The 23704-nt window shown below is 73.7% G+C and carries 21 protein-coding genes; 2 read left to right on the forward strand and 19 right to left on the reverse strand.

Going from position 1 to position 23704, the window contains the following annotated elements; translation table 11 throughout:
• The first annotated feature begins 24 nt into the window (after positions 1-24).
• The gene (locus BM290_RS47440) at positions 25-1437 is read left to right on the forward strand and encodes a cytochrome P450 (protein ID WP_143133871.1); all 1413 of its coding nucleotides are present in this window, start codon (positions 25-27) and stop codon (positions 1435-1437) included.
• Between the two features lie 49 nt (positions 1438-1486).
• On the opposite strand, the gene BM290_RS21905 is transcribed toward BM290_RS47440, so the two are convergent.
• The 16 genes from BM290_RS21905 to BM290_RS21990 form a co-directional block, all read right to left on the reverse strand.
• On the reverse strand, positions 1487-1864 hold the full coding sequence (locus BM290_RS21905) for a hypothetical protein (protein ID WP_093616952.1): 378 nt from the start codon (positions 1862-1864) through the stop codon (positions 1487-1489).
• Entirely contained in the window at positions 1864-2829 is a 966-nt protein-coding gene (locus BM290_RS21910) for an alpha/beta hydrolase (RefSeq protein ID WP_093616954.1), read from the reverse strand. Before BM290_RS21910 ends, BM290_RS21905 begins: the two co-directional genes overlap by 1 nt.
• A gap of 121 nt (positions 2830-2950) precedes the next feature.
• Positions 2951-4279, reverse strand: coding sequence for a hypothetical protein (locus tag BM290_RS21915; RefSeq protein WP_093616956.1), 1329 nt, complete (start codon positions 4277-4279; stop codon positions 2951-2953).
• Between the two features lie 50 nt (positions 4280-4329).
• Complete coding sequence (locus BM290_RS49215; protein ID WP_203779669.1) at positions 4330-6462, reverse strand: eCIS core domain-containing protein; 2133 nt, start codon at positions 6460-6462, stop codon at positions 4330-4332.
• A complete protein-coding gene (locus tag BM290_RS21925; protein WP_093616958.1) occupies positions 6449-7318 on the reverse strand; it encodes an NADase-type glycan-binding domain-containing protein in 870 nt (289 codons plus the stop codon). The genes BM290_RS49215 and BM290_RS21925 overlap by 14 nt, the downstream gene beginning before the upstream one ends.
• Before the next feature lie 5 nt (positions 7319-7323).
• Positions 7324-7866, reverse strand: coding sequence for a phage tail protein (locus BM290_RS21930; protein WP_093616960.1), 543 nt, complete (start codon positions 7864-7866; stop codon positions 7324-7326).
• The gene (locus BM290_RS21935; RefSeq protein ID WP_093616962.1) at positions 7866-9818 is read right to left on the reverse strand and encodes a putative baseplate assembly protein; all 1953 of its coding nucleotides are present in this window, start codon (positions 9816-9818) and stop codon (positions 7866-7868) included. The genes BM290_RS21930 and BM290_RS21935 overlap by 1 nt, the downstream gene beginning before the upstream one ends.
• Complete coding sequence (locus BM290_RS21940) at positions 9818-10225, reverse strand: GPW/gp25 family protein (protein WP_093616964.1); 408 nt, start codon at positions 10223-10225, stop codon at positions 9818-9820. The genes BM290_RS21935 and BM290_RS21940 overlap by 1 nt, the downstream gene beginning before the upstream one ends.
• Positions 10225-12090 (reverse strand): VgrG-related protein, encoded by a 1866-nt coding sequence (locus tag BM290_RS21945; RefSeq protein WP_093616966.1) that lies wholly within the window; start codon positions 12088-12090, stop codon positions 10225-10227. Before BM290_RS21945 ends, BM290_RS21940 begins: the two co-directional genes overlap by 1 nt.
• The gene (locus tag BM290_RS21950) at positions 12087-12806 is read right to left on the reverse strand and encodes a CIS tube protein (protein WP_093616968.1); all 720 of its coding nucleotides are present in this window, start codon (positions 12804-12806) and stop codon (positions 12087-12089) included. Before BM290_RS21950 ends, BM290_RS21945 begins: the two co-directional genes overlap by 4 nt.
• Positions 12806-13243 (reverse strand): phage tail protein, encoded by a 438-nt coding sequence (locus BM290_RS21955; RefSeq protein ID WP_093616970.1) that lies wholly within the window; start codon positions 13241-13243, stop codon positions 12806-12808. The genes BM290_RS21950 and BM290_RS21955 overlap by 1 nt, the downstream gene beginning before the upstream one ends.
• A gap of 40 nt (positions 13244-13283) precedes the next feature.
• Positions 13284-13601, reverse strand: coding sequence for a hypothetical protein (locus BM290_RS21960; protein ID WP_093616972.1), 318 nt, complete (start codon positions 13599-13601; stop codon positions 13284-13286).
• Positions 13602-16892: 3291 nt separating this feature from the next.
• On the reverse strand, positions 16893-17024 hold the full coding sequence (locus BM290_RS50720; protein WP_093616978.1) for a DUF6760 family protein: 132 nt from the start codon (positions 17022-17024) through the stop codon (positions 16893-16895).
• Complete coding sequence (locus tag BM290_RS21980; RefSeq protein WP_203779671.1) at positions 17021-17419, reverse strand: hypothetical protein; 399 nt, start codon at positions 17417-17419, stop codon at positions 17021-17023. The genes BM290_RS50720 and BM290_RS21980 overlap by 4 nt, the downstream gene beginning before the upstream one ends.
• Complete coding sequence (locus tag BM290_RS21985; protein ID WP_093616980.1) at positions 17419-17862, reverse strand: phage tail protein; 444 nt, start codon at positions 17860-17862, stop codon at positions 17419-17421. The genes BM290_RS21980 and BM290_RS21985 overlap by 1 nt, the downstream gene beginning before the upstream one ends.
• A 30-nt stretch (positions 17863-17892) precedes the next feature.
• A complete protein-coding gene (locus BM290_RS21990; protein ID WP_093616982.1) occupies positions 17893-19452 on the reverse strand; it encodes a phage tail sheath subtilisin-like domain-containing protein in 1560 nt (519 codons plus the stop codon).
• 186 nt (positions 19453-19638) lie between these two features.
• Between BM290_RS21990 and BM290_RS21995 the strand changes: the two genes are divergently transcribed.
• The gene (locus BM290_RS21995) at positions 19639-20919 is read left to right on the forward strand and encodes an RICIN domain-containing protein (protein ID WP_093616984.1); all 1281 of its coding nucleotides are present in this window, start codon (positions 19639-19641) and stop codon (positions 20917-20919) included.
• Positions 20920-20921: 2 nt separating this feature from the next.
• Here the strand turns inward: BM290_RS21995 and BM290_RS22000 are convergent, their stop codons facing one another.
• From BM290_RS22000 to BM290_RS22010, 3 genes are read right to left on the reverse strand one after another with little or no spacing between them, the layout of a single operon-like run.
• Positions 20922-22466 carry an ATP-binding protein gene (locus tag BM290_RS22000; protein WP_203779673.1) on the reverse strand — a complete coding sequence of 515 codons (1545 nt, stop codon included), beginning with the start codon at positions 22464-22466 and terminating at the stop codon, positions 20922-20924.
• Positions 22463-23044, reverse strand: a complete 582-nt coding sequence (locus BM290_RS22005) for a Pvc16 family protein (RefSeq protein ID WP_093616986.1) — start codon at positions 23042-23044, stop codon at positions 22463-22465. The genes BM290_RS22000 and BM290_RS22005 overlap by 4 nt, the downstream gene beginning before the upstream one ends.
• A complete protein-coding gene (locus tag BM290_RS22010; protein ID WP_093616988.1) occupies positions 23044-23682 on the reverse strand; it encodes a helix-turn-helix transcriptional regulator in 639 nt (212 codons plus the stop codon). Before BM290_RS22010 ends, BM290_RS22005 begins: the two co-directional genes overlap by 1 nt.
• Between the last annotated feature and the right edge of the window lie 22 nt (positions 23683-23704).

The following is a 23704-nucleotide window of genomic DNA, read 5'->3' on the forward strand; positions in this document are numbered from 1 at the left end:
ACAACCGGCCGGTGCACTGGACCCATGACGACGACCACCGTACGTACCCTGGCCGACCTGCCGATCCCGGACGGGATGCCGGTGGTGGGCAACCTGCTGCCACTGGCCGGACCCGGCCGGCATCACGCCCTGGCCCAGTGGTGCGACGAGCACGGCTCGACCTTCCGGCTGCGGGTGCCGCAGGAGATCCTGGTGACAGCCGACCCCCGGATGATCGACACGATGCTGCGGGACCGGCCCGGCGCCTTCCGGCGCGGCGCGCGGGTGTCGAACGTCCTGGATGAGATGGGCGCGCACGGCGTCTTCACCGCCGAGGGCGAGGAGTGGAGACGGCTGCGCCGGGCGGCCACCCGCAGCCTCAGCGCGGCCTACATCAACGCCTACTTCACCACCCTCGTCCGCAGCACCGAACGGCTGCGCCGCAAGTGGCGGACGGCGGCGGCCGCCGGCTCGCGGGTCGACGTGCTGGACGACATGCTGCGCTACACCCTGGACAACACCGCGGGCCTGGCCATGGGGTACGACCTCAACGCGCTGGAGAGCACCGGCGACGGACTGCACGCCCGGCTGCCGGAGATCTTCCCGGAGATCGGGCGGCGCACCGGGGCGCCGGTGCCCTACTGGCGCTGGCTGCCCCTGCCCCGGCACAAGCGGATCGCGGCCACCCTGGCCGAGCTGAACGACCTGGTGGCCGAACGGTTCGCGGTGGCCCAGCAGGTGATGGCGACCGGGGCGTCACCCAGCAACTTCCTCGAGGCCCTGGTGGCGCCCCTGGCCGACGAACCCGCCCTCACCCGCGACGAGCTGTCCGGCAACGTGGTGACCATGCTGCTCGCGGGCGAGGACACCACCGCGGCCCTGGCCGCCTGGGCGGTCTACTACCTGGCCACCCACCCACGGGTGCACCGCCGGGTCCGCGAGGAGGCGGACCGCGAACTGGGCACCGACACGATCGCCGCCGACGCCGGAAAACTGCGCCGCCTGCAGTACGCCGAAGCGGTGGTCAGCGAGGCCGTGCGGCTGCACCCGTCCGCGCCCACGATGGCCCTGCAGGCGATCGACGACGTGGTGCTCGACGGGGTCGACGGGCCGCTGCTGGTGCCCGGCGGCACGACGATCTTCGTACTGCTCACCAACGGCGCCCGCACCGACGCCGACCGGTTCCCCGACCCGGACGACTTCCGGCCGGAGCGCTGGCTCGACGGCGGCCCGCCACCGCCGGCGCCGGACGCACAACCGTACCTGCCGTTCGGTGGGGGACCCCGCTTCTGTCCCGGCCGCAACCTCGCCCAGATCGAGGCGCGGCTGGTGGTGGCGATGGTGGCGGCCGAGTTCGACCCGGTTCCCGAGACGTCGGCCGGGCCGGTCACCGAGCGCAGCGCCTTCACCGTCTTCCCGGAGAACATGGGACTGACCCTGCAGGCCCGGACCCGCTGAGAACGATGACGGCCGGCCCCCACCCGAGGGGCCGGCCATCACCGTCCTCTCAGGGCCGCGCCGGGCGACCGGCGATCAGCACGGTGTGCACGTCCGCCGGCGTGCTGCCCTCGATCAGGGCGGCGACGTCCCGGCATCCGCGAGCCGGGACGTCCAGGATGATCAGGTCGGCGCGGGCACCCGGCGCCGGCGTGGCCCCGCTCGCCTCGGCGCCCGGCACATGCTGCCAGAGGTGCCGGTGAACGGGCCGGAAACCGAGGATCACGATCATGCCGGAGACGTCGATCGCCACGGCGTCCACGGCGTCGACCCACAGCCCGATCTCGGTGATCACCGCGCCGTCGATCAGCACGTCCCCGGAAGGCAGATCGCCCCGGGCCGGGTCCAGGGTCACCACGTGGCCGCCGTAGAACAGTGTCGAAGCCATCAGATCCCCTCGTAGAGACGCTGGTAGAGCGGATACAACTGCGGAGCCGTCGACGGCCTGACGATGTCGTGCTCCAGGTTCAGCACGGCCGGCAGGACGTGACCGGTCAGCGTGGCCCCGGAGGCGCCGGCCAGGGCACCGGGCACGGCCACCGCCTCCCGCTGGTCGATCAGCGTGTCGCCCGGGGCCACCACGACGGCGGTGCTGCGAAGTACGGTGTCCGCCGGCGGCGGCCCGAGGTTCGCGGCGATCCGCAGATACTGGGCCAGCGCCGCATACGAGTAGCCGCGCCCGTTGACGTGGTCGGGCAGCAGCCGGAAGCCGTACCCGACGAGCATCGGCCGGACCGCCACGGCGGGAGCCTGTGAGCTGCCCGGACGGTAGAACGGCGACAGCGCCAGCAGATGCCGCACCGAGTCGGGGCGATGGTGGGCCAGCCAGGTGGCCAGCACCGCGCCGGCCGAGACACCGGTCACCCCGGCCTCGTCGCCGAGCGCGGCCGTGACGTTCCAGGCGCTGTTCGCATATCCGGTGAGCTCGGGCGCCTCCACGCCGGCGTGGGCGGCCCGGTCGGTCAGGCCGTGCCGGGGCGCGCGGGGCACGTACACGTTGTAGCCCAGCCGGAAGAAGTGGTCGGCCAGGCCGGACATCTGATCCGGACAGGCCGTGTAGCCGTGCAGCAGCAGCACCGCCTTGGCGGTGGCCCGGCCGTGCGACAGCAGACGGGTGGCGCACTCCGGGCGTACACCCGGGTCGGCGGCGTCGGCGTCGGCGGCCCGGCGGGCCTCGGCCTCGGCGGCGGCGAACGCCATCGGGGCCACCTCCGCCCGGTGCAGCCGCTCGTCGTCGAGCGGCCAGGTGAACACGGCGATCACGGTCAGCAGCAGCAGAGCCGACACCGCGGCGCCGGCGATCGTTGCGATGCGCCGGCGCCGCCGTACCGGCCGGTCGTTCTGGTCAGGCAAGGGACTCGTCTCCGGACAGGCGGCGTCACGCGCCGCACGTCGGCGCGCGCGGTCGGGCGCGCCTGCTCCCAGTCCACCGGCGCGCCGATGGTGTCCGGTCGACGCCGTGTCGACGTGCCGGTCACCGCCGGGGTTCGGGCCCGCCGAGACGCCGGTAGAGGGCGGCGACCTCGTCGGTGAGCGGCCGGCCGAAGCAGCGCATCATGAAGACCTCGGCGACGAACTCCCGCGGGTTCTCCTGGGCGTAGTGGCTGACCGTCTCCGCGGTGCGGCGGGCCGCCGGCTCGTACGCGGCGAGCTGCAGGTCGGCGAAGAGGCCCGGGCTCTGGCGGTGGTGCAGGAAGTGACCGAGCTCGTGCACCATCGACGCGACCCCGAACGTCTTCAGCTCGTGTTCCGGACGGACGGCGTTGACCTCCCGGTCGAGCTGGGTGGAGAGATACGCCGGCAGCGGGGTGCCGTAGGCGTGCGCGGACAGCAGCAGGGTGCCGTGGACGTACTCGTTGCGGAAGATCTTCTCCCCGACGGTGATCCGGTCCGGCGCCAGGATCAGCTTCCGGGAGTACCGCGGCAGCCGTACGGTCAGCTCGGGAATCTCGAAACCGGCCGCCCGGACCCGGCCGACCGCCTCCCGCAACAGCTCGTACCGGGGCGCGTAGTGCTGGTCGGCGGTGTCGCCGATGACGAAGATCGGCGCCCCGGGCACGTCCATGGTGCGGACCGAGACGGTGTTCCACCTCGCCGTCGGCACGCCGTCGGCGAGGTAGGAGGCGACCTCCGGGTACTCGCTGGTCCCGGTGACCGGGTTGGCGTACGAGCCGGCCAGGTCCCGGACCTCGGTGTCGGTCATCGACGGGTCCCGTTCGATGCCGGCGTGGCCCAGGGTGTCCAGGCGTTCGGCGAGCGTCTGGCCGTTGCGGTTCTCGATGGTGGCGACCGAAGCGGGGCTGAGCCGGCCCTCGTCGTCGCGGTCGGCCAGGAACGCCCGGTGGACGGGCGCGTCGGGATTGACGGTCGGGCCACGCCGGTGCGCGATGCCCTGCAGCCGGGGGTCGATGCGCTGGAACAGCTCCGTCGCCGCCGCGGACCTCTGCCGCTGTCTCTCCTGGTCGGCGACCTCGGCGCCGGTCTCGGTGAGCGCGGCGGCGAGCCGCTGGGCCAGCGCCCGGATGTGCGGGGCGCGGGCGCTCCGGGCGACACGGTCACCCTTCGACAGGCTCCACTCGACGACGGCCTGCTCCACGTGGCGCAGCCCCTGCATGGTGGGGATCGGCGCCTGGGAGGCCTGGTACTCGGCGGCCCACCCGGCCAGCGCGTCGTCGATGCGCCGCAGCGGCGCGGAGCGGTTGCGGGTCCGCCATCCCTGCGAGGTACGCGACCAGGTGCCGGCGTAGGCGAGCAGGGCGCTGTTGGCCGGCTGATCACGGCGGACGGCCCCGGTCCGTTGCACTCCGACCGCCGCATCGGTCCGGGGAGCCCGCCGGTCATGTGCCCGGGGTGTCACCGCGCGGGCCTCGGTTTGCGGAACTGAACCTGGGAGGCGTCGAAGCGGACCTCTTTCTGCAGCAGCGCCTGCGGCCGCAGGAAGGTTCGCAGCAGCACGTTGACCAGCTCGTCACCGGACTTGTCGATCAGTTTCTGGGCGGCCAGCGGATGACCCTTGCGTATGTAGGAGATCTCCAGGACACAGCGGCGGGCCAGGCCGGGGATGACGTCGCCACCGACCAGCGTCATGTCCGGCCGCCTGTCGTAGCGGATCGCCTTGGCCGAGTTGCGGTACGCGAAGTTGTTCGCGTGTGCCGGCCCGTAGTAGATCTGCTGGTAGCGCTCCCTCCGTTCCTCGACTCTGAGGTTGGGGTCGTTGTCCGGGCGGTAGGTGCGTACCGGGTGCCGGAAGCGCTGGACCTCGGCCAGGGCGCGTTCGCACTCGTCGTTCGCCTTCGTCAGCTCGGCGAGGGCGTCGTCGTACCAGGCCCGGTAGTCCGTGTCGAGAGTTCGCAATTGCTCGATGTACTCCAGCGCCTTCGCGGAGTCGGAGGTGGCGGCGAGCTCCGCGAGAACGGCGGCGTTCTTGCTGATCTGGCGGGCGATGGGGAAGGTCTTGCCCAGCTGCTTCTGCAGTTCGTTGTACCGGGCCCGGGCGACCTTCAACGCCCCGTGCGGGGAGCCGGCCGCGACGGGGAAGGTCTCCATGACGTCCGGGCCTGTCTCGGCGCGGGTGTAGGAGACCAGCTCACCCTCGTCGTCGGCGCGGATGGTCGGGAACTCACGGTCGGCGAAGTCGTTGAGCATCACCCAGCCGTTGCGGCTGGCGAGCAGGTCGATCGGAACGGTGACGCGGGCCGGGTCTTCCCCGCCGAAGCGTGATTCACGGAAGTCCGCACCGGCCGGTTCGATGTAGAAGAATACGAACCCGGTGTTGGCGAAGTCGGTCTGGTCGACCTCCTCGGTGTTGTGCTCGACCGGGCGGCCGGTGTGCCGCAGCAGCTCCAGCGACTTCAGCATGCGCTGGTCGTCCGGGCCGTCGAGGATGCGCTGCAACCGGTCCGCGGGCGCGTAATGCCGTAGCACGCACTTTCGCAGGCTGGCCTGGACCTTGCTGTCGACCTCGTCCATCCAGGCGTCGTCGCCGGTGCGGTTGCCGTCGAGCGACCGTGTCATGGAGGTCAGGTTGCGGGCCGAGACCTGCTCGAACGGACTGGCGAACGAGTTGCCGACCGGGTATTGCCCGATGTCGAAGTCCGACTTCCAGATGGTCCCGAACTGGCGCATCAGGTAATAGCCGTAGTCGTCCCACTTGCGCTGGGCGGTGGCCCGCTCGTCGGTGACCGTGTCCACGACGTGCTGATACCAGTCATCCGGTCGGGTGCGGAACCTGGCGCCGCCCTTGACACCGATCTCCTCCAACAGAACCATCATCCGGTCGAGCAGGACCATCTCGGTGTCCGGGCGCCGGGCCGTGGCACGGATGTGACCACGGAACTCCTTCAATTGCCCGCGTAGCCGCCAGAGCAGCGGCCAGACCCTGGGCGGCGCCGTCAGGAATGCCGGGTTCAGGTCCTTGCCGTGCATGGCCGACGGCACCCGCTGGACGGCCGTTCCGGCCGCCGGGGCCAAGGCCGGCCCGTGCAGGTGCTTGGTCGGCGCGGGCCCGGCGAGGACGCGGGTGGCGTTGGCCTCGGCGGCCCGTTCGAAACGGTCGCCCGGGTCGGACATCGACAGGCCGTGGCCGTCCGGGGTGCCGGCGACCGGGCCCTGGCGCTGCTGGATCACGTGGGTCAGCTCGTGGGCCAGGGTGTGCCGGTCACCGCCGCCCGCACCCAGCACCACATGGCTGCCGGAGGTGTAGGCGCGCGCCCCGATCTCGGCGGCCGACCGCTCGGCCAGGCCACCGGTGTGCAGCCGCACATCGGAGAAGTCCGCCCCGAGGCGGGCCTCCATGTCGCGCCGGACACCGTCGGCCAGCGGACGGCCGGTGCCGCGCAGCACCTCCGGCACCAGCGAGCGCTGGACCGCGGCGTTGCCGCCGGCGCGTTGCAGCGCGGCGAGCCGGTCCTGGTCGGGGCGGCGCTGGGTGGACCTGGCCGGCGGGGCGCCGGAGCCGCCGGCGCCCCGGTGCTCATGCCGGTGCACGGAACAGCTCGATCTCACAGATGGCGACCTGCCGGCCGCCGGTGGCGCCGTAGGCGGACTCCAGCACGACCTGCACCTGCCGGGCCTCCGGCACGTCGATCTCGGCGAGCAGCGGCTTGCCGTCCTCCAGGCGGTAGCGTTTCTCGCTGCCCTTGCCCTGCCCGTCGGTGACGATGACCCGGATCTCCCGGGGGCGGGCCTGCTTCTCCTTGTCGGCGGGCCGGGTGGAGACGCCGGGGTGGATGCGGATCGCCCGCAGATGCACCGGCCGGACGTAGCGGGCCTGCACGGCCTCACCCTTGCCCTCGCCGGCCCGGCCCGGTCCCCACCAGGAGTCGGTCACCCCGTCGAACGCGTTGCGCACCGGATGCTGTGGATCCTCCCGGGTGGCCTCCGCCTGCTCCGGCGGGGCCACCACCAGCCCGGCCGGCACCAACGCGTCGCCGCCGGAGAAGGCCCGGACCGCCGCGACGATCCCGGCGACCAGCGCCAGGCAGGCCAGCACGGCGACCGCGATCAGCAGCGGCTTCTTCAGACTGCGGCGCGGCGGTGGGGGCAGCTGGAGGGTCGGCGGATTGCGCAACTCGGCGCCGCAGTTGCGGCAGAAGATCCGGTCCTCCCGGTTGCCGAAGGAGCAGTTCCAGCAGGTCAGGCCGCTCTCCTCGGCGGGCGTGGCGAGCCGGGTCGGCGGCTGGGCCGGCTCGGGGCGGCCGGGCAACACGGCCGGCACCCCGTCGCCGTCGAGGTCCTGGGTGCCCTCCGGCTCGGACACCGGCAGCAGCAGCGCCCGCGCCCGGTCGGCTTCGGACGGCGGCGCCGGGTCGCCGGGACGGCGCGGCGAGGTGGGTGAGGTCATGATGATCAGGTCCTTTCCGGGAGTACCGCGACGCGGTAGGGCAGATGGGCCGGCCGGGCGGCCGCCACGACGGCGTCCAGCCGGGCCGGGTCGACGGCGGACGGATCCGGCACCCGGAGGGTCACCGTCAAGCCGGGCGTACGGTCGCCGGGGAACGGCCCGAGCGGACGCGCCGACCAGACCGCCCCGCCGCTCTCGGTGATCTCCGGCAGCACACCGAAGGCCAGTCGCACCGCCGCGGCCAGCCCGGCCCGGGTGCCGCGGCGGCGGTGCCGGTCAGCGGCCAGCGCGACCGCCTCCCGCAGGTGCTCGGCGGCGACCAGCGCCGGTTCGACACCGGTCCAGGCGCCGAGGAGATCGACGAAGTCGTCCGGGGCGGTGCCCGGCCGGAAGTAGGCGTCCAGGTTGTCCAGCACGCCCAGCAGCGGGGCCAGCAGGTCGTCCAGGCCGCCGGCGAACGCCTGCATCAGCACGTCGTCGGCGTACACGGCCGGGAGCTGGGCGCCCAGCGGGTACGGGCTGCGCAGCCCGTCGATCGCGGCGCGCATCAGTCGTCCACCCGTACCGAGTGCTCGAAGGAGAAGAACAGCGCGGCCGGGCTCAGGTCGATCCGGTCGCCGGGCTCGCCACGGCGGCCGGTCAGCGGGTCGGCCGGGCTCAGCAGCACCTCGTCGACAAGGTCCACGCCGGGCACCCGCTGCAGCGCGGCGAAGATCTCACCCGCCCGCAACGGCCTGCCGAACGGCCAGCCACGACCGTCGGCGCCCCCGGTCAACGGGTCGAGATAGCGGTGGATCGCGTCGAGGGCGGCTGCCCGTACCTCCTCCCGGCGGCCTCGGGCACGCTGGACCCGGACCGTCGCAGCCACCGAGACGCCCTGGTAGAAGGGCGGACCGATGGACAGCCGGGTGCCCAACGGACGGCGCTCGTCGAGATGGCGGGTGATCCGGCCGAGCAGGTCGTCGCCGGGGATCAGCTGCTCGAACCGCAGCCGGCCACCACGGTCGGCGACGGCCTGCGGCACCACCAGCAGCCGGACGGCGTTCTGCCCGCCCTCGGCCGGATCGACGCCCAGACAGGCGATGCGGGCGGCCTCCGGCGCGGCCTGACGGGCCAGCTCCTCGTAGTCGCGAACGGTCACCGCCCGGTCCTGGGCACGCAGGGTCACCGGCGCGCGCACCTTCGCCTCGGCCACGGTCTCGCCGTCGACGCCACCGGTCGCACCCTCCCGGTTCTCCACCCGCGCCACGTACGGGATCGAGCTGCGCAGCACCCGCACCGCCCCGCGGGCCACGTTGCCGGCCCGGCCACCCCCGGCCCGGTAGAAGCGGGCCCGGATCGTCGCCCCCGCCACCGGCACCGCACCGTAGTGACGCAGCGTGCCGTCGCTCTCCCGGACCGCCGGCCCGAACGCGACCTCCCCGGTGGCGGCGTCCAGCACCACGTGCCGGTCGTCCGGCCCGGACCGGGAGAAGTCCGGCACCACCCGCCAGTCGTCCCAGCCGTCACCGGCCGAGACCTGCACCAGCAGCGCGGGGTCACCGGCCACCACCGGCGCGCGCGTCAGCCGGACCCGCTGGCCCGGCACCCCGGCCGACTCGCCCAGCGGCTCGTCCCGGACAGCCTGGGCGTGCACCGCCCGCCCGGTCGCGCCGATGGTGAACGCCGCACCGCCCCGCACGGTGGGGGAGGTGCCGTAGAACGGCTGCCCGACAGCCGGGTTCACCGCCCGGCAGCGCAGCCAGCCGGCGTCGTGGCCACCCACCTCCGAGCGGGCGTGCCCGTCCGGGACGTGCAGGACCACCTCACCGGTCCGGTTCAGCCCGCCGGTGGTGTCGTCGTCGACCTCACAGCCGACCCAGCCGTCGGCCGTCCACGCCTCCCAGCGCAGCGGCGGTTTCCGCGGGTCGACGCCGACACCGTCGACCCGGCTCTCCAGCCGCAGCACCACCACGGCGCCGGGCACCGCCGCCGACAGACCCAGCAACAGGGCGTCACCGGGCTGCGGCGGCTCGGCGAAGACGGGCACGTCACCGTCGCCGAGCACATCGTTGGTACGGTCCACCGCCGGCTGCCCGGCATGCTGGACGAGCACCCGCTCCAGCGAGCACGGCGGCACCACCACGTCACGGTCGGTGGTGAAGACCACCGCCTCCTCGGTCTCGGTGCGCTCCGTGGCGACCTCGGTGCCCACCGGCAGCGTCACCGGCTCCGGCTGCGGCGCGGACAGCCAGAACGTCACCGGCACCCGGGCCGCGGCCGGCGGGAACAGGCGTACGCCCAGCAGGTCCAGGAACGCCAGATAGCTCTTGTCGGGCACCCGGTTCAGCCGGTAGACGAGCTGGTCGACCATGTGCGCGACAGCCTCGATCAGGGTCACCCCCGGATCGGAGACGTTGTGGTCGGTCCACTCGGAGCCGCGGCGCTGGATGTGCCGTTTGGCGTCGTCGACGAACTGCTGAAAGCGCCGGTCGTCCAGGTTCGGGGTGGGCAGCGCCATCAGACGGTTCCTTCGATGCCGGGGATCACATAGAACGGGAAGACCAGGTTGCGGGGGTCGTTGGTGCCGCTGACCGTGTAGCGGATGTCGATGAGCAGGGTCGCGTCGTCGTCCTCGGCCAGGCGCACCTCGACGTCGGCCACCTCGATCCGCGGCTCCCAGCGCTCCAGGCTGGCGCGGACCTCGTAGCGGATCCGGCCGGCGGTCGCCTCGTTGGCCGGCGCGAACACCAGCTCGTGGATGGCACAGCCGAACTCCGGGCGCATCGGCCGTTCCCCCGGCGCGGTCGCCAGGATCAGCCGGATCGCCTCCTCGATCTCCCGTTCGCGCCGGACCAGCGCCACCCCGCCGGACGCGTCGGTCCGCAGCGGAAAGGCCCAGCCGGCGCCCACGAACTGTGCGCCCATCAGAACGGCAGCCCGTTGCGGGTGGTGACACCGAGCAGCGCGATCGTCGCCGAGGTGACGGTGGTGTTCGCCGGTGACGTCAGGGTGATCGGGCCGACCGACTTGACCTGGGCGGTGCCGACCGCGTCGAGCATCACCGCGCCGCCGGCGTTGACCGCGAACCGGCCACCGGCGCGCACGTTCACCTGGCCGTTCGCGGAGATGTTGACGGCCCCTCCCGCGGTCAGGTTCAGGTCACGGCCGGCGCGCACGTCGACGGTGCGGGTGCCCTCGATGCGGACGGTGCCGTCACTGCGTACCACCACCGTGGTGTTGGATTCGTCGAGGTGCACGGTGAGCGAGCCGTCGCCGGTGCGAAGCCGGATCCCGCTCGCGCGCCGGGCGTTCGCGTCCAGCAGCTGCACCTGGTGGCCGCCGCGTGAGGCCAGGCTGCGCCAGTTCACCGTGCCGGCCACCGGATCGACGGCCGGCAGCGCGTCCGGGTCGGCGGTCGGCGCGTCCACCCCGTTGTAAAGGCCGGCCAGCACGTACGGATGCTCCAGCGACCCCCGGTCGAAGGCGGCCAGCACCTCGTCACCCACCTCGGGCAGCACCAGCCCACCGCCCCGCACCCCGCCGAGCTGCGCCACCCGGCACCAGTCCGACTCGTACGAGTCGCTCAACCAGGGAAAACGAAGCTTGACCCGGTTCAGCCGCATCGGGTCCTTGATGTTGCTCACCGTCGCCACCACCACACCCGGCATCGGCGGCGCGTCCGAGCCACCACCGGACGCCAGCCCGTACAGCGACCGGAACTCGCGGCCGGAGACCGTCACCCGGGTGATGTACTGGCGGCCCGACCGGAAGATGTGCCGGGCGCCGGTCACCGTGTACCGGCCCTCGAACGCCGGACCCGCGCCCTTGAACGCCACCGGGACGCCCGGCCGCAGCAGCGGATTGCCGGTCACCTCCACCTCCAGGTCGGCGAAGGACCCGGCGACGTCGTGTGCCAGCGCCTGCGCCGCGTGCCGCACCTGAGCCTGGTCGGTGTACGGCACACCCGTCTCGACCAGCTCCGCCGGACCGAACCGGGCGCTCAGCTCGGCCGGCGTCACGTCGGTGCGGACACCCGGCGTCGAACCGGCGGCCACGGTCGCGGCCAACGGCCGTTTCGTGGTGACGTTCCACCCGCGTACCGAAACCGTCCGTACCTGCCCGGCGGCGGTCACCCCGGCCCGTGCCGCGAGCGTGTTCGCGCCCAGCTCCAGCACGAACGGGCTCTGCCGCGACGGCGTCGAATCCGGCGGCGCGGTCGACGCGTCCGGCAGCGCGGAGAACCGCAGCCGGCCCTCCTCGTCGAAGTACAGCCGGACGTCGTTCTGCCGGGCCAGCCGGGACAGGAACGCCCAGTCGGTGATGTTCGGCTGGGTGGCCAGCGGATACACCGCCGCGGTGGCGTCGACCTGCCCGATCCGCAGGCCGAGCCGGCCCGCCACCCGGCGCACGATGTCGGCGGCCGTCATGTTCGGGTAGCCCTCCACCCGGCGCGACCGCAGCAGCCGGTGGCCCGGGTCGTAGCCGCGAACCACGAGCGTCCGCCCGCCGCCGTCCGCGTCCACCTCCAGGCCGGTCACCTCACCGGTCAGCAGCGGCCCACCCCGCGTGCCGCCGGTCACCGGCAACAGCCGGATCTCCGCACCGACCTGGACCTGCGGAAACTTCCGGAGGATCTCGCCGCCCGGGTCGGTGAACGCCAGCCGGAACGCGGCCGGCACGTCGGCGCCGGCGTCCACCCAGCCGTCGACGAGCAGTGCGGCCAGCGGATCCGGCAACGGGGCGCCGGCCAGCTCCACCCGCAGCACACTGGTGAACGTCTCGGTGCTCACGGCTGCGTCCTCTCGTACCGGGCGGCCGGCACCTCGTCGGCGGCGGGCAGCAACAGCTCCCGGCCCGGTGACAGCCGCATCGGATCGTCGATGTCGTTGGCCTCCGCGATCACCCGCCAGACGGTCGCGTCGCCGTACTCCCGCCAGGCCAGCGCGGCCAGCGAGTCACCGGCCACCACCTGATGCACCCGGCGCGCCGACAGCGCCCCCGACGTCGGGTTCTGGCCCTTCGCCGGCAGCGGGATCTCCCGCAGCGACAGCTGACACGTCGCCCGCAGCGGCTCCCCACCGGCACTGAACAGCGTGTACGCCACCGACACGCTCTCCACGTGCGCGGCGAACTGCACCGTCGTGAACGAACCCCAGGAGAACCTCACCCACGGGGTCTCCGGTTTCGCCGACGCCACCGTCTGCGGGTCCACCTCACAACAGGACAAAATCTTCTCGACCTGGGTACGCACCAGCGAGCCCCCCGGCGACACCGACGCGTCCAGGAACAACTCCAGCTGCATGCTCGCCGGCTGCGACCCGGCGAACTCCGGGGTGGCGCCCCGCTGGAACGCGACCGCCGGCTCGGAGTGCCAGCTCGCCGACCGGCTCAACTGCACCTGCGACGGGTTGAACTGGAACGGCACCTCACCGGCACGCCCACCGCTCCCCGCCGGCGGCCGGTGCACGGCCAGCGTGGCCCGGGCCAGATTGCGTCCCGGCGGCATCAGGCACGCCCCGCATCGGTGAACCCGTGATGCGCCAGCTCCAGGGTCTCGGTCGCCACCGCCGGGCCGGACGGATCCAGCGTCGGACCCTGCCAGCGCACCGGCAGCACCTCGACCAGCCCCCACTGGGCGACCGTCGAGCCGTCCGCCCGCAACGCCGCGATCTGCGCGGTCGGCCGCTGCACACCGGTCGTCACCGACGAGATCCAGGCGGCCACCTTCGCGGTGTCCGGGGTCAGCGGCCGGGTCAGGCGTACGGTCGAGTGGGTCACCCGGGTCGGCAGCTGCCAGACGAACCCGTTGTTGCCGCCCTCCTGACGCTGCTCGACCTCGACCTCGGCGGCGAGGCCGTCACAGCCGTGGAACAGACCGAGGTCCCGGCCGTCGACGGCCAGGCGGAAGAACACGGTGGACGCGGGATCCGGGACGGTGGGCATGACAGGTCCTTCTCGAGTCGTTCGTCGTACGTCGGATGGGTCAGAGAGGGTCGCGGAGCCGGCCCAGACGCTCACGGTCGGCGCGCAGCTCGGCCCGCAGCAGGCGGCTCAACGGGTCGAGCAGACGGTGCGCCAGGACGTCGAGTTCCGCCTGGGGCGGGGCCGCCCGGCCGGAGGGCGGCGAACCGGCCGGGGCGCTCGCCCCGGCGGGCCGGGTGGTCCGCGTCGTCGTCTCCGGTGTGGTCGTGACGCTCCGTGCGGGCGCGGCCGGACCGGGCACCGGAAAGGCGGTCACCGCGGGCCCGGCGGTGTCCCGTTGGATGGCCGGAGTGCCGGCGATCCGGATCTCCGGACTCACCTGCCCGGTTGCGAGCCGCTGGGTGGCCGGTGGTTCGGGGGCGGTTGCGGCGAGCTGCTGGATCGGTGGTGGTTCCGGTGTGATCCCGGTGAGCTGCCGGGCCGGCGTTGGCTCGGGTGCGGTCCCTGTGACGGATCGCTGGACGGGCGAGAGATTCCGGGAGCGTTCCGGTGTGCCCGCCCACTGCCCGCGGTGGACCGCTGACGGTGCCGCCGGACGGGCGATCGGGACAGCCGGCGTCGCCACCGTGTCCCGGACCGGTTCCCGCGCGGGATGAGGTTGTCCGGTCGTCCCGATCTCGGCCTGGCCCGCCGACGCCGTGGCGCTCGGGGGCCGGCGTTGTACGACGGCCGCAGGCGTGTGCGGGAGCGGCGACGTTGTGGGATTCGCGGTCCGGCGTTGTGTGACGGGTCCGGGCGTGTGCGGGAGCGGCGACGTTGTGGGATTCGCGGTCCGGCGTTGTGTGACGGGTCCGGGCGTGTGCGGGGACGGCGACGCTGCGGGAGTCGCGATGTGGGGCAGCCCGCTCGCGCCGGGCCCGCTCCCCGACGGTGACGCGGCGGGAGCCGTGGTGGTGCGGTGATGCACGCCTGCCCGGGCCGGCCGCGGCGAAACGGCCGGGGAGGCCGACTCGCGCCAGTGTCCGGCGGAACGAGCCGTCGGGGGAGCGGGGTGGAGACTCGCCGGGACCGCTGGGGTGGTCCCGGCGAGCCGCCCAGCAGCCGTGTCGGCTCCCTGGGGTGAGCTGGCACGAGCTGCTGAGTTCCGGTGCGGGCGGGCGACGCTGCGCGCACGCTGGACCGGCGCCGATCGACGCGGCCGCCAGCCCGCTGTGCCCGACCGGCCGTCGCCGCCAGGCGCTGCCGTGTCCGACCGGCCGTTGCTACCGGGAGTGGCGACGGCGGTCATCGCGCGGCGCGCTGCCCGTAGCGGTGCCGTCCACGCCGACCACCGGCCGGAACTGCCGGACGGTGCGCCGGTGGCGTTCGGAGACGCTGCGGTGGGTGCGGGTGCCTGCGGCCGGACGGTTCGGTCTGCTCCGGACGACCTGGGCGGGGCGCTGTCATCGGGTGCCGAACTCCGCTGGACCGTGGGCATCGCCGTCGCTGAGGTCCGTAGCGGTCCGAGACGCTGCGGGGAGGACGGCCGGATCGCGGCTCCCGTCCGCTCATCGCCGGGTGCCGTCATCACCGGTCGCCGGCCCGCCGCGCCGGGCTGAGCCGTACGCCGCGGCGTCGTGCCGAGGCCGGCCGACGTCACGTGGGTGGCAGTGTGTTGCCCGGACCGAGCTGAGGAAGCGATGGCCGCGTCTTGCTGGACTACCACCGTCGCCCGCGTATCGGTCTGTGCGGCTGCTCCCCGGGCGACCGGGGTCACCACCGCAAGCTGCACGGATGGGGCTGTGGTGGCGTTGCCGGCCGACGGCTCGCGGAGGGGAACAGCGGATCCGGGCACGATCGCGTCGCCCGGCGGCGTGGCCCGCTGCGTCGGAGCTGGCGGCGTGGCCCGCTGCGTCGGAGCTGCAGGCGTGTGCGGCGCGGCAGAGGCGGTGGCGGCGGTCACCGAGGTCGCCGGGCGGGTTCCCGGGGAGGCGCTCTGCGGCGGTGGGACCGGCACGGACGGCGGTGTCGTGCGCAGCAGGGGAACGGTGGGCTCGGCCAGCGGCAGTGCCGTGCGCTGAACAGGTGAGGCGGAGGGTGCTGCCGATCCCGGCACCGGGATCGGGATCGCCGGGCCAGGTGCCGGATCACCGGTTCGCCCTGACCGAAGCGGCAGGGACGTCAGTGCCGTGCGCTGCGGCGGCGCGGAGGCGGCGTTCGTGGCGGGTGTGGTGCTCGGGAGCGCCACACGTTGTACCGATGTGGTCGGGGGCGCGGTGGGGGTGGTGTTCGGGAGCGCCACATGCTGGGCCGGTGCGGTCGGGGGCGCGGTGGGGGTGGTGTTCGGGAGCGCCGCACGCTGGGCCGGTGCGGTCGGGGGCGCGGTGGGGGTGGTGTTCGGGAGCGCCGCACGCTGGGCCGGCGCGGTCGTGGGAGTGGTGGGGGTGGTCTGCGGGAGCGCCGCACGCTGGACCGGTGCGGTCGCGGGAGAGGCCGCCTCCGCCGTCGGCTGCACCGGGCTCGGAGATCCGGGGCCGGTTTTCGGTGCCGCCACCGTGGTCTGGCCGGAGACGGGTGCCGTCGTCCGATCCGGAGACCGCGGCGCACGCTGCACCGAGCCGGAGAGTGGAGCGCCGAGACCGAACCGACGTTGAGCAGGGGACGGGCCGCCCTCAGGCGCCGGCGGGTGCGCTGAGACCGCCGGTGGCGCGGATGCGGGGACACGGTTCGTCGGTTGAGGCGGTGGCGACGGCCTGGCGCCGCCCGTGGTGGGAGCCACCGCGTCGACGGCGGCTCGCTGGAGCGTCTCGTCTCGCTGCGCGGCCCGGCGGCGAACCGTGCGGTGCGAGGCGAGCGTACCGGCCGGTGGTGTGGCCGCCCGCTGAATCGCAGCCGGGTCGGCACCGTCCCGAGCGGGCGGCCCCGTCGTCTCCGGCGAGCGGCCCGAAGCGGGCAAGCTGCTTCGCTCAGGCGACCGTATCGCCTCCGCCGGGTCGACCGGCGCCGATCCGGTCGTGGCCGGCCGCCCGTCGCCGCCGGTCGACGGCGACGGCCCGCTCGCGGAGAGCCGCCGCTGCACGGTCGCCACCTGCCGGACCTGGCCGGTGGTGGCTGCCCCGGCCGGCCGCACGCGAGGCGCCGGAAGCCCGGACCGGACCCGGCCCTCGACGCCCGGCGACGGTGCCCGCCGCACCACGGCGGCGGCCGGCCCGGCAGCCGTGGGTCCGGTGACCGTGGGTTCGGCTGCGGCGGGCATGACAGGTGGGCCGGAGACGGCCGGGGCAGTGGCCGGCGGGGCGGCCGGAAGCGGCGGCACCGACGCGGACGGGGCGGGCGGGACCGACCGCTGGATGCGCCACGGACCCGACGGGGGCGGCAGGAGGACGATCGGCGGCGGTGGGGACGGTTCGAGGGATACGGGCACGACCGGGGGCTCGGCGCGCTGCACCGGGATCGGCAGGTCCAGCATCGGCAGACGGCGGTGCGCGTCGACCGTACCCATGCGGGGGTCGGCGAACCTGGGGTCGTGGTGTGCCGGAAGCGAACCGCGGACGTCTGCCGTGGCGGCCGGGGTGAAGGGCGCGGAAAGCGCCCGCCGGACCGGTGCTGCCGAGATCCAGGCCGGTGCAGCCGGCGGGTTCGCCGGTGTGACGGGACGGCGGCGGAAGAACGCCATGCGGGCGCCTCCTTCCTAGGGTGCGAGAGCGTCGGCGAAGCGGCGACGGTCGTGGTGTTCCAGATCGAGGATCGAGTCGAGCGACCAGTGCAGGGTGTGTGCGACGTACGCGATCTCGGCGATCAGGTCGCCGGGCGCGTACGTCACGATTCCCCCAGGCGGCTCCCGCCGAGATCGATCTCGAAGCCGGTGTCGCAGTGCGGGCAGACGACCCCGGCGCGGGTGTGGCCCTCGGCGTTGATCTGGCGGTAGAAGTCCTGCAGGAACGCCAGGTCGGTGGCGAAGAGGCCCTCGACCACCCCGTCGGAGATCACCGGCAGGGTGCCCAGCGCGGTGACGACCCGGGCCAGCAGCACCACCGACAGGTAGGCCGGGTTCTCCTGGACCCGCAGGTCGCGCAGGGGAACCAGCTCGTCGCGGGCGGTGGCGAGACGCATGACGCCGGACCGGTGGACCGTGCCCGCCTCGTCGACGTAGCCGCGGGGCAGTTCGAACCGGAACTCGGTCTGCAGGGACCCCGGCGGGGTGGCCGAGCGCGACATCACTCGATGACCAGCTCTTCGAACACGATGGTCACCTGCTCGGTGAGCGCCGAGGCGTCGCCGGCGCGGACGCCGCTCGTCTCGATCCGGCTGCACCAGGCGTTGCGCAGGTTGTACCGCTTGACCGTGGCGCCCTGATAGTCCATCAGCATGATGGTGGCGTTCTTACGGGCGCTGGCCATGTTGCCGGCGATCGACTCGTTGATCCACTGGTTGAAGGCGGGTGACTGGGTCATGCCGCGGGTGACGCTGCACTCGCCGGCCTTCTTCACGCCGGGCATCTTGCGGGTGATCGGCCGGCCGGCCGCGGACACCTGCTGGTATTCGATGACGTCCTGTTCCATCGACAGGCCGCTGACCTCCTGCAGGTACTCGACCATGACGCCGTCGATCTGCAGGCCGAAGTTGTGCGCGGCGAGGGCGTCACCGGGCTGGAGACTCATCTGGGTTCGCTTTCTGGTGGACGGGATCGGTTATTCGGACAGCTCGGCGGCGCCGCCGGAGAACTGGGACAGCCGGAAGACCACGAACTCGGCGGGCTTGACCGGCGCGATGCCGATCTCGCAGACCACCCGGCCGCTGTCGACGGACTCCGGGGTGTTGGTCTCGGCGTCGCACTTGACGTAGAAGGCGTCCTCGGCGCGGGCGCCGAACAGCGCGCCGGAGCGCCACTCGTTGACCAGGAACGCCGAGATGTTGCGGCGGATCCGGGCCCACAGCGTCTCGTCGTTGGGTTCGAAGACCACCCACTGGGTGCCGAGCAGGATCGACTCCTCGACATAGTTGAAGTAACGGCGCACGTTCAGGTAGCGCCAGGCCGGGTCCGACGCGGCGGTACGGGCGCCCCACACCCGGATGCCGCGGCCGGGGAACGCCCGGACGCAGTTGACGCCGATCGGGTTGAGCAGGTCCTGCTCGTTACGGGTGATCTGCAGCTCCAGGTCGACGGCGCCGCGGACCACCTCGTTGGCGGGCGCCTTGTGCACGCCGCGCTCGCTGTCCGAGCGGGCCCACACCCCGGCCAGGTGGCCACTGGGCGGAACCAGCCGCTGCCGTCCGGCGGCCGGATCGAAGACCTTCAGCCACGGGTAGTAGAGGGCTGCGTACGGCGAGTCGTACCCGGCCGTCTCCTGCCGCCACTGGCGCACCTGGCGGACGTTGAGGGCGGGCGGCGGGTCGAGCAGCGCCATCCGGTCGCCCATCTGCTCGCAGTGCGCGATCATGCCGAGCTGGACGGCCTTGACCCCGTCGGCATCGAGGGCGCCACGCTGGTAGGCGGCCATCAGATCGGGCGCGGCGACGATGCTGATCTCGTCGATCGCCTCCAGCCCGCCGAAGCCGGTCCGGTCCGCGGGGTCGCCCAGGAACCGGCCGCTGTCCAGGCGGGCCACCGCGGACGTGGCAGCGGCCGGGCGCGGCGCCGGCACGGTGACGGTGACAACCTGGTTGGCCGGGCGGGCCAGCTGCGCGGGCGGCGCCGCCTCGTCGACGCTGATCAGCTTGGACCGCTGCCGGACCTGGTTGACGACGTAGGCGCGGTTGTTCTTGCGCGACGACACCTCGAAGGTCTCCACGACGGTCTCGCCGTCCTTGACCAGCAGGGTGAACCGGTCGTCGCCGCCCTCACCGGTGGCGTCGGCGACCTCGACGGTCAGCGCGCCGTTGCGGGCGCCACCGCCCAGCGCGGCCACCCGGAAGGTGCCCAGCTGGGCCGGCTCACCGGCGGGAAGGGCGGCGGGTGCACCGTCACCGGACGGCCGGTCGTCCTGGCCGCCACCGACCCGGACGACGTACGCGGCGGAGCCGCCGTTGGTGAGGAAGCCGTAGACGGCGTGGGCGAGGTAGTAGTCCTCGTGGAACTCGCCGAACTCGCCGACGTACTGGGACCAGTTGGTGACCAGCACCGGCTCGTTCATCCGGCCGGCCGGGGCGAGCCCGACGAACGCGGCGACCGAGGTGCCCACGCCCTCGATGGGCCGGGAGCCGCCGGCGACCTCCTCCACGTAGACGCCGGGTGACAGATACGTGGGCATGTGTTCTCCTCGAAAGCATCGCGGTCGGGTTGAGGCTCCACCCTCGCCCGTCACACGCCCCCCGCACACGGTCCCGCGACTCCCGCCGAGGGCAGCGGCCGATGACCGGAAGGGCAACGCCGGTGGCCCGCGGGTCTGCCCCCGCGTCCGCTGTCCGCGCCGTGCCGCGCACCTACGGTTCGGGGAATGAGTGTGTGGACATCGCTGGAGCCCGTGTCGGTCGCGGTCGATCCCGGCGGCACGGGTACGGCGGTGCTGCGGCTGCGCAACGACGGCGACACCGTGGAGGAGTACCAGCTGACCGCCCTGGGCCCGGCCGCCGCGTGGACGCGGATCGAGCCACCGGTGGTGCGGTTGTTCCCCGGGGCGCGCGGGCAGGCCGAGGTCGTGTTCGGTCCGCCGCGCACGTCCGAGGCGGTGGCCGGGCTCATCCCGTACGGCATTCAGGTCCGCTCCCGGCAGCATCCGGCGGTCGTCGACGTGGCCGAGGGGGCACTGGCGATGTCGGCCTTCGGTGACGTGCGGGCAGAACTGTTCCCGCTGACCGTGCGCGGGCGGCTGTCCGGCCGGTCCGAGGTGACGGTCCGCAACCTGGGCAACGCACCGACGCAGGCGGTGGTGCGGGCCCGCGACGACGAGGACGTGCTGGGATTCCGGGCGGATCCGCAGGTGCTGCGGGTGCCACCGGGCGGCGCGGCGACCGCACGGGTCCGGATCCGGCCGCGCGGGCTGCGGTTGCTGCGGGGCTCCAGCGAGCATCCGTACGCCGTGAGCGTCTCCCCGGACACCGGCGCGGGTCTGCCGGATCGCCTGGACTGCCGGGGCACGTTCGTCCGCCTGCCGCTGGTGCCGCGCCCGTTGCTGCTGCTCGCGGCGGGCGCCGTGGTGCTGGCGGTGCTGAGCTCGGGCGTCTACTACGCCGCGGCCGCCACCCGCGACGACACACCGCAGGCGCCGCAGCCCGTGCTCCAGCAGCCCCAGCAACCGCAGCAACCCCAGCAACCGCTCCCCCAGCAGCCGGCCCCGGTCACGCCCGCGGCGTCGCCGGCTCCGACGACGCCGCCCGCCCCCTCACCGACGCCGCCCCAGACCACCGCCGCGTCGTTCACCATCGCCACCGCGGACGGCTCGTTGCGTCTCGGACTGTCGGAGAACCGGGCGTTCGCCGGCGCGGCCGTCACCCAGCGGTGGACGGTCACGGACACCGGACAGGGCCGCAACGTGCTGGTCCCGGCCGCGGGCCAGGCGCTGTCGCAGCAGAACGGAGCGACCGGCGTCAACGCGGAGCGGGACGTCGCCGCCGGCCGGCAGCGCTGGCGGCTGGTGCCGGACGGGGCGACCGTGAGCATCGTCAACGCGGCGACCGGGGACTGCCTGACGGCAAACGGCGCCCAGCGGACCGCGTCGGCCGTGCCGTGCAGCGAGGTCCGGGCCGCCCGGCAGCGCTGGACGCTGGTCAGCGGCTGAGCTCAGCCCGCCGCGAGCCGGCCGCTCTTGGCGTATTCGCGGCGGGCGCCGGTCTCCACGTCGGCGGCGGTGATCGCGGTGTCGCGGGCGGCGGCCAGGTAGGCGGCGGTCACCGCGGCCGCCCGGATCGAGCCGCCACCCAGCTCGAAGCGTTCCGCGACGCCCGGCAGCGCCCCGTCCAGATCGGGCACGCACGGGGCGCCGTCCAGGACGTTCCGCCACAGCAGCAGGCGCGCGGCCGGGCCGGGGAACGGGAAGTCGATCACCAGGTCCAGCCGGCGGGTGAAGGCGTCGTCGATGTTGGCGCGCAGGTTGGTGGTGAGCAGCGCGACGCCGGAGAACGACTCCAGACGCTGCAGCAGGTAGGCGCTCTCCAGGTTGGCGTACCGATCGCGGGCGTCACGGACCTCGGAACGCTTGCCGAACACCGCGTCGGCCTCGTCGAACAGCAGCACGGCGGCACCGCGCTCGGCCGCGGCGAAGACCCGTTCCAGGTTCTTCTCCGTCTCACCGATGTACTTGTCGACCAGCGCCGACAGGTCGACCACGTACAGATCCACACCGAGGTCGGCGGCGACCACCTCGGCGGCCAGCGTCTTGCCGGTGCCCGACTCGCCGGCGAAGAGACCGACCACGCCGTGCCCCCGGCCACCGCCGCGCAGCAGCCGCCAGTCGCCCAGCACCCGGCCGCGCTGCCGGGCGCGGACCACGAGTTCACGCAGCATGGCCTCCGGTTCGGCGGGCAGCACGAGATCGTCCCAGCCGACGGTGGGGCGCACCCGCCGGGCGTGCCGGTCCAGGCCGGGCCCGAACGTCTCGAACGGGACACCGGAGCCGGCCAGGGCGCGCAGCACCGCCTCCGGGCGCTCCGGCATCGGGCCGACAACGAGCCGCGTCCCGCGCAGCCGGGCCTCCCGGATCGCCGCCGCGATCACGGTGCCGTCGGCCCCGGACGGGTCGAACCGCAGGCCCGTCTCCCCGGCGCGGGCGACGCCGGTCAGCGCGCCGTCCACGGTGTCGTCGCCGAGCAGATGCGCGACCACACGCTCGGGAACCCGCAGCGACCGGGACGGCAGCGGCCGGTCCGGGTCCTCGAGTTCGAGCAGCCCACCGGCGATCAGCGGCGCCGACGGGTGGAAACGGCCCCGGGCGGCCGGGTCGTGCACGGCCAGGCCGGTCAGTTCCAGAGCCAGCGCGACACTGGCCCGGCGCCGGCTCACGTCATCGTTGAGATAGCCGTAGAGCGGTTCGAAACGCCGGTCCACATCCGGCGCCAGGGCCACCAGCAGCAGATCCACATCGAGAGGCGAGAGATCGAAGACCTTCATCAGTATGGTCATCCGGTCGCCGCCGGGCTCGGCCAGCCGGGCGTACGGGTCGTCGCCGCTCACGGTGACCGTCGGCCGGTGCAGCACCTCGGCCGCCATCGCCGGGGAGACCAGCAGGCCCCGCAGCGGATCACCGGCCGTCGGATCGTCCTGCGCCCGCCGGTCGACCAGCTCCCCGACGCGTACGCCGAGCGCCGCCAGCGAGTCGAGCAGTGTCACGAGCGCGCGCCGAGGTCACGGACGATCGCCACGGTGGGTTCGAGCACCGGCGGTCCGGCCGGGTACTCCGGCACCACCGGGAACGGTAGGGTGACGGTCACGTCGAGGGACGGTTTCAGCTCCCCGTCCAGGGCTGACCAGACATCGGGGACCGAGCGGCCCTCGACCGGCACGGCCACCGACAGCGGCAGCGACGCCCCGAGGCCGGTCAGCGCCGTCCCGAGGACCTCGGCCGGCAGCGCCTCGTGCCGCAGCAGGCACGTCAGCACCGCCGACAGCAGGCGATGCTCGTCCTCGGGCCGTTTCGTCCAGGCGGTGACCAGATAGGACAGCCGGAACCAGCGGGGTGGCCGCTGATGCCGGACGATCCGGTCGGCGGCGTCGCGGACCGCGATCATGCCGCGTTCCCGCCGGCCGGTGTCCTCGCGGATGTCGTACAGGTACACATCGACGGTGGGGGCGTTGCGGCGGGCCGCCCAGTCCCGGTTCGGCGCGTCGAAGACGACCTCGCCGGTGCCGGCCGGCAGCGCGTCACGACGGATCAGCCCGCGTAGCGCCTCGTCCACCTCGTTGATCATCAGATGTGCCCTTCCCGTAGCGCGTACGCCACGGCGTGCGCCCGGTTCCGCAGCCGCAGCCGGGTCATGAGGTTGTGCAGGATGTTCTTGATGGTGCGTTCGGAGTAGCAGAGCTTGTCGGCGATCTGCCGTGTCTCCAGTCCCTCGGCCACCAGCCGCAGGACGTCGACCTCGCGTTCCACCAGGCCGAACGGGGGCGGGGCGCCGGCGCCGCCGGCGCCCCTGCGCAGCCGGCCGAGCAGCTCCAGCAGCCGGCCGACGATCTCCTGCGGCAGGTCGTTGCCACCGCGGGCGGCGGAGCGCACCATCGCCGCGAGCCGTTCACCGCCGGCCTCGTGCCGCCACAGGATCCCGTGGATCCGGCACTCCAGCACGTCCAGCAGCTCCGGCTCGCGCAGCTCGCCGGTGACCAGCACGACCCGGCACGCGTTCGTACGCGACAGCCGCCGCAGCTCGCGCAGCCGATCGTCGTCGAGCCGGTCGGTGACGACCACCGCCACCTCGGGACCGTCCGGCTCACCAGCGCCGTCGGGCACCCGTTCGCGCAGCGTGATGCCGGGCTGGTGGCCCAGCTGCCGCCGGACGCCGTCGCGCAGCAGCGGATCCGCCGTGTGCACGGTGACGGTGATGCGTTCCATCCGTGTACCCCTCCCGCGTCCG

Source organism: Actinoplanes philippinensis, from assembly GCF_900113015.1.
GTDB lineage: Bacteria > Actinomycetota > Actinomycetes > Mycobacteriales > Micromonosporaceae > Actinoplanes > Actinoplanes philippinensis.